Origin of the sequence: Peptoclostridium sp. AF21-18 (assembly GCF_003478825.1) — a bacterium.
Lineage (GTDB): Bacteria > Bacillota > Clostridia > Peptostreptococcales > Peptostreptococcaceae > Peptacetobacter.
Genome location: NZ_QUGE01000003.1, coordinates 1 through 12,266, shown reverse-complemented (window position 1 = coordinate 12,266; position 12,266 = coordinate 1). Strand labels below are relative to the sequence as shown.

At 28.9% G+C, this 12,266-nt stretch carries 15 protein-coding genes; 7 read left to right on the top strand and 8 right to left on the bottom strand.

Going from position 1 to position 12,266, the window contains the following annotated elements; translation table 11 throughout:
* The first annotated feature begins 24 nt into the window (after window positions 1-24).
* The 3 genes from DWX74_RS02380 (at window position 25) to DWX74_RS02370 (ending at window position 2,578) form a co-directional block, all read left to right on the top strand.
* Window positions 25-237, top strand: coding sequence for a FeoA family protein (locus DWX74_RS02380; RefSeq protein WP_118548546.1), 213 nt, complete (start codon window positions 25-27; stop codon window positions 235-237).
* 101 nt (window positions 238-338) lie between these two features.
* The gene (gene feoB / locus DWX74_RS02375; RefSeq protein ID WP_118548545.1) at window positions 339-2,345 is read left to right on the top strand and encodes a ferrous iron transporter B; all 2,007 of its coding nucleotides are present in this window, start codon (window positions 339-341) and stop codon (window positions 2,343-2,345) included.
* 44 nt (window positions 2,346-2,389) lie between these two features.
* Window positions 2,390-2,578, top strand: coding sequence for a FeoB-associated Cys-rich membrane protein (locus tag DWX74_RS02370; protein ID WP_118548544.1), 189 nt, complete (start codon window positions 2,390-2,392; stop codon window positions 2,576-2,578).
* Window positions 2,579-2,708: 130 nt separating this feature from the next.
* Here DWX74_RS02370 and DWX74_RS02365 read toward each other — a convergent pair whose 3' ends face one another.
* Window positions 2,709-4,952, bottom strand: a complete 2,244-nt coding sequence (locus tag DWX74_RS02365; protein WP_118548543.1) for a BspA family leucine-rich repeat surface protein — start codon at window positions 4,950-4,952, stop codon at window positions 2,709-2,711.
* Window positions 4,953-5,266: 314 nt separating this feature from the next.
* Here DWX74_RS02365 and DWX74_RS02360 point away from each other — a divergent pair, with 314 nt between their 5' ends.
* On the top strand, window positions 5,267-5,872 hold the full coding sequence (locus DWX74_RS02360; RefSeq protein ID WP_118548542.1) for a hypothetical protein: 606 nt from the start codon (window positions 5,267-5,269) through the stop codon (window positions 5,870-5,872).
* Between the two features lie 39 nt (window positions 5,873-5,911).
* Here the strand turns inward: DWX74_RS02360 and DWX74_RS02355 are convergent, their stop codons facing one another.
* Both DWX74_RS02355 and DWX74_RS02350 read right to left on the bottom strand, forming a co-directional pair.
* Entirely contained in the window at window positions 5,912-6,685 is a 774-nt protein-coding gene (locus DWX74_RS02355; RefSeq protein ID WP_118548541.1) for an SDR family oxidoreductase, read from the bottom strand.
* A 19-nt stretch (window positions 6,686-6,704) separates the two neighbouring features.
* Window positions 6,705-7,361, bottom strand: coding sequence for an alpha/beta hydrolase (locus DWX74_RS02350; protein ID WP_118548540.1), 657 nt, complete (start codon window positions 7,359-7,361; stop codon window positions 6,705-6,707).
* Between the two features lie 172 nt (window positions 7,362-7,533).
* Here DWX74_RS02350 and DWX74_RS02345 point away from each other — a divergent pair, with 172 nt between their 5' ends.
* From DWX74_RS02345 to DWX74_RS02335, 3 genes are read left to right on the top strand one after another with little or no spacing between them, the layout of a single operon-like run.
* Window positions 7,534-7,911 carry a GntR family transcriptional regulator gene (locus DWX74_RS02345; RefSeq protein WP_118548539.1) on the top strand — a complete coding sequence of 126 codons (378 nt, stop codon included), beginning with the start codon at window positions 7,534-7,536 and terminating at the stop codon, window positions 7,909-7,911.
* 1 nt (window position 7,912) lies between these two features.
* Window positions 7,913-8,779 carry an ABC transporter ATP-binding protein gene (locus tag DWX74_RS02340; RefSeq protein ID WP_118548538.1) on the top strand — a complete coding sequence of 289 codons (867 nt, stop codon included), beginning with the start codon at window positions 7,913-7,915 and terminating at the stop codon, window positions 8,777-8,779.
* The gene (locus DWX74_RS02335) at window positions 8,776-9,435 is read left to right on the top strand and encodes an ABC-2 transporter permease (protein WP_118548537.1); all 660 of its coding nucleotides are present in this window, start codon (window positions 8,776-8,778) and stop codon (window positions 9,433-9,435) included. The genes DWX74_RS02340 and DWX74_RS02335 overlap by 4 nt, the downstream gene beginning before the upstream one ends.
* Window positions 9,436-9,491: 56 nt before the next feature.
* Here the strand turns inward: DWX74_RS02335 and DWX74_RS02330 are convergent, their stop codons facing one another.
* From DWX74_RS02330 to DWX74_RS02310, 5 genes are all read right to left on the bottom strand, one after another.
* A complete protein-coding gene (locus DWX74_RS02330) occupies window positions 9,492-10,106 on the bottom strand; it encodes a CPBP family intramembrane glutamic endopeptidase (protein ID WP_118548536.1) in 615 nt (204 codons plus the stop codon).
* Between the two features lie 28 nt (window positions 10,107-10,134).
* The gene (locus tag DWX74_RS02325) at window positions 10,135-10,767 is read right to left on the bottom strand and encodes a hypothetical protein (RefSeq protein ID WP_118548535.1); all 633 of its coding nucleotides are present in this window, start codon (window positions 10,765-10,767) and stop codon (window positions 10,135-10,137) included.
* Window positions 10,768-10,809: 42 nt separating this feature from the next.
* Complete coding sequence (locus DWX74_RS02320; RefSeq protein WP_118548534.1) at window positions 10,810-11,187, bottom strand: hypothetical protein; 378 nt, start codon at window positions 11,185-11,187, stop codon at window positions 10,810-10,812.
* A gap of 53 nt (window positions 11,188-11,240) precedes the next feature.
* Window positions 11,241-11,561 (bottom strand): TfoX/Sxy family protein, encoded by a 321-nt coding sequence (locus DWX74_RS02315; protein ID WP_118548533.1) that lies wholly within the window; start codon window positions 11,559-11,561, stop codon window positions 11,241-11,243.
* A gap of 79 nt (window positions 11,562-11,640) precedes the next feature.
* Entirely contained in the window at window positions 11,641-12,105 is a 465-nt protein-coding gene (locus tag DWX74_RS02310) for a hypothetical protein (RefSeq protein ID WP_118548532.1), read from the bottom strand.
* Window positions 12,106-12,266 lie beyond the last annotated feature (161 nt).

The window sequence follows — 12,266 nt, the reverse complement described above, 5'->3', positions numbered from 1 at the left end:
ATTGATTTTGAGGAGGAAACGATTATGGATTTAACAAAAGCTCAGTTAGAGCAAGAATATACAATAAAAGATATACAGACAGATGATGAGGAACTTAATGCATTTTTATTCTCACTTGGATGCTACAGTGGAGAAAAAATAACTGTAGTTTCTAAATTCGGAAAAAGCTATGTAGTATCTGTAAAGGACGGTCGTTATAACATAGATACAAATCTAGCAAAAGCAATTTTAATATAATAAATTTGCTTTTAATAATTATTTAGGCAGTAATGTAATCATAAAATATATTTTTAATAGGATTGGTTTTGATCGCAGTAAAAAGGAGGAGGATTTAAAACATGAGGATAGCTTTAGCAGGAAATCCAAATAGTGGGAAAACCACTATGTACAATTTATTAACAGGTAGTAACGAGCACGTTGGAAACTGGGCAGGGGTTACGGTAGATAAAAGAGAAAGCTCTCTTAAAAAGAACTACTGTGCTACGGCAATTGAAGAGGTTGTCGCAGTTGACTTACCAGGAGCATATTCAATGTCTCCATTCACATCAGAAGAAAGTATAACAAGTGGTTATGTAAAACATGAAAACCCAGACGCAATCATAAATATAGTTGATGCAACTAATCTTAGCCGTAGTTTATTCTTTACTACTCAGCTTCTTGAACTTGGAATACCAGTTGTAGTTGCACTAAACAAAAGTGATATAACAGATAAAAAAGAAACTAAAATAGATGTAGCAAAATTATCTGAAGCTCTTGGTTGCCCAGTAGTAGCTACTGTTTCAACTAATGAAAGAGGAATAGCAGAAGTAGCTGCAAAAGCTATCGAAGCAAAAGGAAAAAAACAGGTTGCTCCTTATCATCAGGGAGAAATAAACCTTCATGATAAAAATGAAGTTGAAAAAGCCGATAGAAAAAGATTTGAATTTGTAAATAAAATAGTTAGTCAGGTTGAAACTCGTAAAGTATTAACAAAAACTAGAAATACTCAGGATAAAATAGACGCAGTTTTAGCTAACAAATGGCTTGGTATACCAATATTTGCCGTTGTTATGTGGCTAGTATTTGATATATCTCAGTCAAAACTTGGACCTTTCCTAGCAGATATACTTGTTGGTTGGATAGAAACATTCCAGGGATATGTAGCTGAAATGGTATCTGGAGCATCTCCGTTCCTACAGGCTCTTCTTGTAGATGGTATCATAGGTGGTGTTGGAGCTGTTGTTGGATTCCTTCCACTAGTAATGGTTATGTATTTCTTAATAGCACTTCTTGAAGATTGTGGATATATGGCTCGTGTCAGCGTTGTTATGGATCCAATATTTAAAAGAGTTGGTCTTTCAGGAAAATCTATAATACCAATGGTTATAGGTACTGGTTGTGCTATACCTGGTGTTATGGCTTGTCGTACAATAAAAAATGAAAGAGAAAGAAGAACTACTGCAATGCTTACACCATTTATGCCATGTGGTGCTAAACTTCCTGTAATAGCTTTATTTGCAGGTGCATTCTTCAGTGATGCTTCTTGGGTAGGTACATTAATGTACTTTGTAGGAATACTTTTAATAGTACTTAGTTCTCTACTTATATTAAAAATAACTGGACATAAATACAGAAAATCATTCTTTATAATGGAATTACCAGAATATAAAATACCTAGCTTAAAAAGAGCTGTAATATCTATGTTCTCAAGAGCAAAAGCTTACATAATAAAAGCTGGTACAATAATACTTGTTTGTAATGCCGCAGTTCAGATAATGCAGTCATTCAACTGGCAGTTACAGTTAGTTCCAGAAGGTATGGAACATACTTCAATACTAGCTTCAATAGCTTCTCCATTTGCAGTATTATTAATACCTTTAGGATTTGGAGCTTGGCAGTTAGCAGCTGCAGCTATAACAGGATTTATAGCTAAAGAAAATGTCGTAGGTACAATAGCTGTAGTTTACGGATTAACTAACTTCATAAACGTAGATGATCTTGTTTTAACAGGTGGAGCTAATACAGTTGCAACAACTATGGGACTTACTTCAGTTGCAGCTCTAGCATATCTAATGTTCAACCTTTATACACCACCTTGCTTTGCCGCAATAGGTGCAATGAACTCAGAAATAAAAGATAAAAAATGGCTACTTGGTGGAGTTGGACTTCAGTTCGGAGCAGGTTATACAGTTGCATTCCTTGTTTACCAGATAGGAACACTTATAACTACTGGTTCAGTTGGACAGGGATTCTTACCAGGACTTGTTGTAGTACTTGCAATAGCAGCATTTATAATAAGACTTATTGTAAAAGAAAATAAGAGATTCGATGAAGAATACTCTTTAGGAAATAAATCAATAGCTTAATTTATAAGCATATAGAATTTAAATTTTGAAAGGAGGAGATATTTATGGCTAATATTATAGTAATCTTAATACTTCTAGCTATTATAGGAGGCGCAACATTTTATATAAGAAAAGCTAAAAAAAGCGGTGTAAAATGTATAGGTTGTCCATCTGCAAAAACTTGCTCCTCTTGCAAAGGTGCAGCAGATTCAGACTCAAATGGCTCTTGCTGTAGTTGTGGTTGCCACAAATAACTTAAAATATACAAAATAATATATATCATATATCCACCAAAATATGCTATATATAGCCTATTCGCACTAACTGGGCAAAATAATAAACCCCTTAGGATAAAATTCTTAAGGGGTTTACTTTATTTTAACTTTATTCTACTACTTTATTATTCTCTGTAGTTTTTTCAGTTTGTTGATTTTCTGAGCTTTTTATTAAATTTCCTAAGAAAACATTAGCTGAATCTGATTTTGTTTCAAGCATTTTTTCTACTGTAGGTTTTGAATTATTTGTATAATTTAAAACTAGCTTAGATCCATCCTCTATCGCACAGTGGTCGAGCATACTAGTATAACTAGATACCTCTCCATCTATGTTTAAAGTAGCATTTAAATTTCTACATACATAGAACATTCCACTCATATCATTTACATTTTTTGTTTCTAAATTTTCTAGATTTATATCTCTTAAACTTTCACATGATGCAAACATATAAGACATATTAGTTACATTGGATGTATTGAAATTACTTAAATCTAATTTAGTTAAATTTAAACACCCTGAGAACATATAACTTGTATTTGTTACACTGTCTGTATCCAAATCAATTAAATCTATCTCATTTAAATTTTTACAGTTTGTAAACATAGCCATCATACTTGTTACTTTTCTAGTATTTAAATCATTTAAATTTATTTCAGTCAATCCATTACAGTCTCCAAACATATAACTCATATTTTCTACATTTGATGTATCAAAATTACTTAAGTCTATACTTTTTAAATTTGAGCATTTAAAGAACATATCACTCATGTCAGTTACATTTTTAGTATTAAGCTTACTCAAATCAACACTTTCTAAACTAGTACAGTTTGCAAATATACTGCTCATATTTTCTACATTTGATGTATCTAATTTATCTGTATTTATCTTTTTTAAACTACTACATCCATTAAAAGCATATTTCATATTCACAACTTTTGAAGTATCCAGATTACTTATATCTACTTCTTTTATATTTTCAAAATTATTCATAAAGTAATCACTTTCTGGATTTGCGTATATTGTTTTGTTTGATGATATATATACTGTGTTGTCTTTTATATATGCAACAACTTCACCACTTTTATTTTCGTCTAATTTAACATGGTTTATTTTATCTATATCTTTTGGTATTCCTTTATTAAATACAACTTTATTAGCTTTTGGGAATCCCTTTAACATTCTTAATTCAGAGTTGAAGTCTTCACCAATCATTAAAGTATTACTTATATTTTGACCTTTATTTTTGTCAGGATTTTCTTTTTTCTCTTCTTCCCTCTGTTCATTTTTTTCTATATTCTTGTCTTTATCGTCTTTTTTATTCGGTTTAGTGTCTTCTTTCTTTGTAGGTGTTTTATTATCTTTAGATGTATTAACTTCACTTATTTTTACACCAGAAGAATTTGCTACAACAAATCTTATATCCATAGGAAGTCCACCTAGCTGAGTTGTATTTATATTCTCTAAAAGATTCAAATTTTCTGTTCTGTTGACAAGAAGAATTCCTTCATCTTTTGCAAAATATGATCCTGAAAGTGCATCTACAAGTGTTTCACCATTACAGAATGATATAGAATTTCTGTCTTTGTAAAACTTATCTAAAACCATTCTATTGGTTTCGTATCTGTTTTTACCACCTATACGATTTGAATTTGTGCTCTGTTGGATACTATTTGAAACAGCATCTTTGCCACCTATTATACTGTAATCTACATTTTTTACACTATCAATATTTTCACTGTTGGGTTTAGTTAAAATTATAGGACTTACATCTCTAGCTGAAACAGGAGCAATACTCATTGCATCAGCTTGCCCAGTATAGCCATTTACTATGTATGCTTTCTTATAATTTCCAATATACTTAGCAATTTCGTTTGAAGTTTCTACTCTATCTCTTCCACCAATTCTTGTAATTTTTTTTCCCGAAAGTCTCTTTTCAAAATTTTTTGGTATGGCGCTATCTCCACCTATTAAAATTATATTTTTAGCTTTTTTTATGGTTTTTTCAGTAGTATTATCAATATTATCTGGATTTATCGGAACTATATCAGCCTTTAATTTCCCCGAAAGTGCTGCAGCTGATAAACCATCAGACATTTCTTTTGAAGCATTAACAAGAATTAATGTATCCTTATTTCCACTGCTTTCTAAAATTTTCGAGCTCGTTTCGTATCTATTCATACCAATAAATTTGGTGTGAGAATGATGACGTTTAGATGCTATTTTTACTACCTCTGTGCCATTAGATTTCTTTTTAGCCTTATATTTAAAAGATTCGGCTCCTGAAGAAAAGTTACTTATTGATAATAGAATCGCTGCTATTGCAACTGCAGCTATACCTTTGTTTAAATTCAAAATATCTACCCCCTTAAAATGATTTATTGAATTTTAAACTGCTAAGCTTTTGAATTTAATTTTAATTAAAATTTAACCTTCCCAACAGTTTTTGAAAATACCCTTATTAAACATAATTAAACATATTTCTTTTAAAAAATTATTAATTACTAAATTTACAATTATTTTTGCAATTATTTTATTTATTTTATAGAATATTTTAAAATATATTTACATTTTTACTTTTCATTTAATTGTTGTAGTATAATGTATTCATATACTTTTAGATTTATAAATATCTTTCAAATTAATAAATATATATTGGAGATTTTGAGATGAAAACACCTAAAAAATATTCTGATTTAGTAAATCAAAACAAAATAACAGAAGAAATACTCGGCGAGGTTATTTATTCCATAAATAAAAGGGCAAAGAATTGGCGAAATCAAAAGAGAAAATATAAAAACTATCTTTTAGATCAATATGATAGCTATGATAACGCTGTAGATAACGAGAAAAAATACTATAAAATGAAATCTGATATGTTAGAAAAATTTGAGCCTGTTAAAATTCACAAGGAATTGAGATTTAGAAATTTTCAACGAAAAGTTTCTGAAAAAGATTTAGAATATAATCAATTAGATGATAGTGATATTTTTAGAAAAGAAATTAAAACAGATAGATCAACTGGCGAAAAAGTTATGTATAAGCTGGTTAGGTATAAATTAGATGATTCTTTATATTATCTATATTATGAGATTGGTGTATATACATTTCATCAACCTATAGAAAAGTCTGAATTGGAAAATTTTAAGGCTTTAGAAATAGATGTTTTAGAGGATTTTGAAACTTTTGGAAGAGATACTACTGAGCTCTTGAGTGTCCAGTTTTGTAAGAAAGTCTATGAGAAATTTATGGATAATAAATTAGAAATAGTATAAAAAAGCTATCGTAAGTTTCTGCGATAGCTTTTTTATTATCTATTTTCCTAAAAATCCTCCAACAACAGGAATTATCGCCCCACTTACATAATCAGAAGCACTACTTGCTAAGAAAATTGCCACTCCCTGTAGATCCTCAGGTTTACCCCAACGATGCATAGGAATTCTATTAGTTACTTCTTCATATTGTTTTGGATTATAGCTCTTCATGTTTGCAGTTAAGCCTGTTTCCATATATCCTGGAGCTATTGCATTTACCTGTACTCCACGAGATGACCATTCATTTGAAAGAGCCTTTGTAAGCTGCATAACAGCACCTTTTGTTGCTGTGTATGCAGGTATAGATTCACTTCCGATAAATGATGTCAACGAAGCTATATTTATTATCTTTCCATTTCCTTGCTCTAGCATCACTCTTCCTGCAAGCTGAGAAATTTTGAATAAAGAACTTAGATTTACATTTATAATCTTATCCCATATTTCAACTGGAAACTCCTCAGCCTTGCAACGATGTTGCATTCCTGCACAGTTTACAAGTACGTCTAGTCTATTATCTAAAAGTTCCATGACTTCATCAAAAACAGATGCTATGTTTGCTGCATTATCTAGGTTAAGTACAACACCATGAACTACTCCACCAGTATTATTTTTAAGCTTTTCAACAGATTCGAATACTTTTTCTGATGTTCCAGTTATCACTACCTCTGCTCCAGCTTTTAGAAATCCTTCTGCCATACCATATCCAAGACCTCTACTTCCACCAGTGACAAGTATTTTTTTGCCAGTTATATCAAAAATATTAAAATTATTCATATCTATTCCCCCTATTTTTTTAAATATTTTTTAAGAACCTATTTAATTGTACAGCTAATTGAGTGGGATTATCTATATTAATTGATTTTTTCATCCAATTATCTAAGAAAGAAATTTGCTCTTCTGTATGGAACCAATGCTCTCCATTTTCCATTATTGTCAGATTTGCATTATGATTTTTAACAAATTTATTTACTGTTTCTAAAGATGTTAAATTATCATTTTCTGCATACAATATCTCTGTTGGAACTTCCCAATTTATTTTATTTTTTCTAGCAAAACATAAATATTCCCAAGATAATACTTCGCCAAAATCAGTACTTATTTCCCCTTTTTCTAGTAGCTCTTGTTCAGATACATTTGCCCACATCATCATATCTAAGATTAATCTTTCCATATCAAGAATAGGAGATATAAACAGAGCCTTTTCTATTTTATAATCTTGCAAGGATAACATTGTAAAATATGCTCCTATACTATTAGCAATAATATATATTTTTTCATACTCTTTCTTTACATCTTCGTATATATTTTTTATTTTATCAATTACAATCCAAGGAAAATCTACTTCATAGTCTAAACCTATAATATCAAATCCTGGACAATTTTTCTTATAGCTTTCGGCTTCAAGATGATTTCCTCCTTTTCCATGTATGTATATAATTGCTTTTTTCAAAGTAACACCCCCTGTAGTATTTTAATATCTAAAAAATTATATAAATCTAATATAAATATAACAATTAATAATAAAATAATCTATTCTAATACTTAATTTTATTGACATTAATAAAAACCGTGTTTATAATGTACTTATACAATAAGTACACTTTGAAGGAGGTTTTTTATTTATGGATATAATTATCAGTAATAATTCTACTAAACCCATATATGAGCAAATTACTTCTCAAATTAAAGCTATGATAATGAGTGGTGAACTAAAGGCTGGAGAGGCTCTTCCTTCAATGAGATCTCTAGCTAAATCAATTCATATAAGTGTTATTACTGTACAAAGAGCTTACGAAGATTTACAAAGAGATGGTTTTATTGAAACTACAGTTGGGCGAGGAAGCTTTGTTTCTGCTAGAAATAATGAGTTCTATAAAGAAGAACAGCAACGTATAGCGGAAGAACATTTAGAAATAGCTGCTGAAATAGGTAGACTAAACAATATTCCTCTTTCAAAATTAATAGAATTACTTTCAATATTTTATATGGAGGATAAATAATATGACTTATGCTTTAAATTTAAATAATGTATCTAAGAAATATAAAAATTCCAACTTCTACCTTGATAATATATCTTTTTCTCTACCTTCTGGATCTATTATGGGATTTATTGGGGAAAATGGAGCTGGAAAAACAACAACTATTGGCTGTATTTTAAATACTTTATCTATTGATTCTGGCAGTATAAAAATACTTGGAAAAGAAATGAATAACACTAATACAAAACTCAAAGAAGAAATTGGTGTTGTATATGATGGAGATAATTTCCCTAGCTATCTCTCTGCAGCTCAAATATCCAATATAATGAGTGGAATATATACAAAATGGGATAATGATTTATTTAAAAGTTTTTTAAATAAATTTAAATTAGATAAAAATCAAAAGATAGAAAAATATTCTAAAGGTATGACTATGAAGTTAGCAATAGCCGTTGCATTATCTCATCATCCCAAATTATTAATATTAGATGAAGCCACAAGTGGACTAGATCCTATTATGAGAGATGAAATCCTAGATATATTTTTAGATTTTGTTAGTTCTGAAGAACATTCTATTTTATTATCTTCCCATATAACAAGTGATTTAGAAAAAATAGCTGACTATATTACCTTTATACACGATGGTAAAATCATCTTGAGTGATAAAAAAGATAACTTGATTTATGATTATGCAATACTTAGATGTTCAGAAAAACAATTCAATGAAATTGATAAAGATGATATAATTTCTTACCAAAAGAAAGACTATCAGATTAATGTATTAGTAAACAATAAAAGAAAACAAAAGATAAAATATCCTAATATAATTATAGATAATCCAACAATTGATGAAATAATGCTTTTGCTAGTAAGAGGTGAACATATATGATAGGACTTTTAAAAAACAACTTATATGCTGTTATAGAAAATATTAAGCTTATTTTTATGCTTGTATTACTTTTAGGTGTAATAACTTTCATTACAGGAAATGCAAATCTAATAAATATTTTTTCATTATTTTCTACACCAACTATTTCAATATTAACATTCTTATGTTTACGAAAAGAATGTTCTTCAAAGTGGAATAAATATAAACTTTGTATGCCTGTAAAAAAATCTGATATTGTAAAAAGTCAATATTTTAGTCATATTTTATGGTCTTGCATAGGTGTAATTACGGTTTCTATTTTTCTAGCTATAACAATAGCAATTCATGGAAATAAATATTTCTACTACGGATTTAGAGATGCTATAACATTAATTTTAGGTGGTGGTATAATATCACTATTAATTGGTTCAATCTCCTATCCTTTATATTATGTGTTAGATTATGAAAAAACTGAAGCAATAGCTATTATTAGTACGGTAATATCCTTGGTTTTTATTATAGGAATTAGTATTTTGATAAATATCTTTTTCGGTGGTGGAAATGTGTCTGACATACAATATTACACTAGTTTATTTGTTATTTTAATATTAACTTTTATTATATTATTAACTTCTTACAAAATTGCAGTTAGTATATATAGTAAAAAAGAATATTAAAATATATTAAAGAATCACTCCTTATAATATAAAGAGTGATTCTTTTTTCAATCTTATCAAATCAAAAACATAAACACAACTATTGGAGAAATTATATTTACAGCTGCGTGAATCATCCAGCCATAGATTATACTTCCATCTGCTTTATTTCTAGAAAGCCATCCAAGTGCGTACCCAATTCCACCTGTAAGAAGAAAAATTATCACCATTGGCAAAATTCCCTTTCCTACAACAGAAACTATATGTATACCACCAAAAATTATCGCTTGAATAACATTTCCACCATTTCCCAGTTTTTCAAATAATCTATTACCTAAAAATCCTCTAAAAAATATTTCCTCAGATAGTGATGTTTGTACAACTGCCCAAATTAATATAACTAATATTGTCTGCATACTCCAACCATATTGTTTGTATGCATCAACTGTAAACCCTGTATATGTCAAACTATTTGTATTGTAAAGATACAGATATGGCAATATTATTATAACTAAAAAAGAGATAAATATTATCGCCATGTATTTAAACACATTATTTTCAGTAGTCTTAAATCCAATCCAATTAAAAAATCCCTTTACTCTCTTTTCTTTAACAAGATAAAATATAAACGGAATAGCTATCAATATAACTACTTGAAGGATTGCACTTATTAACTGATTTATCAAAATCATACATATCACCACCTATTTATAATATTTTTTAGATACAGAAATATCTAATAAATTCTTCCTTGCTACTAATATTTTCTCTAAACTCTTTCTTGAGCTGCTTATAAAATAATCTATTTCTACAGACTTTAATATTGTTGATATCTTCTTTAATCTCAACAAATGATTTTTTTAATTGAAGAATGGCTTTATTCATTTCTTCACTTTTTACCTTAGCTAAAAATATTCTTTCACCATTTTTAGTCATTATTATTATATTCCCAAATGAAGAGTAAAATGACTCTTTAATAGCAACTCCATCCAAAATAAGTTTCCTTGGAATATATACATCATTTATAAAAAGCCAATTGTCTGAATAATATAATTCAAATGGATCTGATATATTTTCCACTCTAAATATTTCAAATTTTTCTTGTTCTATAAAATTTTTCAATTCTTTAAATGATAAATATCTCTTAACAACCCTCATACATTCAAACTTTGGAGGGTACGCAGTTTTTAAAAGAAAGTATACAAAAAATATAGATGTTACTAAAAAAATTAATGCCACATCTAACTCATTAGCAACAAATGCTAAATTTAGAGATTTTAACAATACTATTATTATCATTAAAAGTATTATAATTAAAATTATTTTTTTCCAAGTCCATATTTTTTTAATCATTTTTACTCCATAATTAATTTATTTTGTATGTATTCGAATATATTATTTTTCAATTGCCATCTTCGCCAATCTAGTATCTCCCCAAGGAGTATTTATCATCGCATCTCCATCAATAATTCCCGCTCTAACAATTGTAACCACCTCATCAGAATTAGATAGCTTAACTCCATTGATTTCAACATTTTCTGCAAACTCATCATAAGTATCATATCTATCATCATTAAAAACAAAATATATATTTTCTTGTATTTCCTCGCTATTAGGAGTTAATACAGATCCCATAGTGTACATCTCGTCATCTAGCATAAACTCTATCAAGCAAAATGCAATTCCATCTTCATAATCTGATTTTATAATCGAAAATACGTCCTTTAACTTTATATCAAGTGTTTTCTTCTCTTTTTTCTTAGACCAAAACATACATATTCCTCCATAAATTTATATTTATTCGTTGTTCTTAAAAATACAAATTCCTATTTTTTCTTCTTTTTCCTTGGAGCTGGCAATTCATCATACATTGCATTTAATAATCCTGTTAAAAACTCCTTATCATCAACCTCATCTACCAACAACATCTCCTTTGCCCCTTCATAAGGCAATTCATATCTAGCTGACGGCATATAATTAATTGCTGATTTCACTGGCTTTACAAGAAATCTATCGTCGTAAATTCCACCTACAATTTTTCCTCTATAATAAATGATAAACTCACCCATCATAGATCTATATGTAATTTCTTCCAAATCAGATAATTTTTCTAAAATAAAATCTAAGTATTCTTTACTTGATGCCATTGTGATTTCTTCCTTTCAAATAATTTTAAATTTTAGCCTATGTATTTATTAAAAAATACCTTTATTATATTTTTATTACTTATTGTTCAGTTGTAACATCTTCAACTATTGTTTCAATTGCATTTTTAGCGAAATTCACCTTTCTTTCGCTAACCACCTCTGCTCCATCTTTTATAATAATATCAGCAACACAGAGCTGATTTTCTTTACTTGGCTTGTCACTTCCCATAAGAGTAAGCCATTTTACTTCCACATCTTTTTCATCTATCTCTTTATAATATTCCACCGAATAACTCATCTTTTCAAAAAATGCTGAATTCGAACTGGCTTCTACAAAAATCTCCCCTTCTTCATTTTGACTCACCTTAATTGTTTGAGTTACTATTTCATCTTTAGATGAGACATACTCCTCATTTGGAGAAATTGTAGATTTAAATATAACTTTTTCTCCCGTATTTTCTTCTGTTTGAGAATTATTAGAAGCACAGCCTACTAAAGAAAAACATGCAACCAAAAATATCAGAAGTAATTTTATTTTTTTCATATAATTTATCTCCTCATAAAAATTATATTTTTTATTTATATTTCAATTATACTATCCACAATATGTACCAACAAGAAATTTAACAGATAATTCTCAATATTTTATTTTCAATATCAAGTAGGGGCTAACTTGTAGCCCCTCTCACACCACGGAGCGTGCCG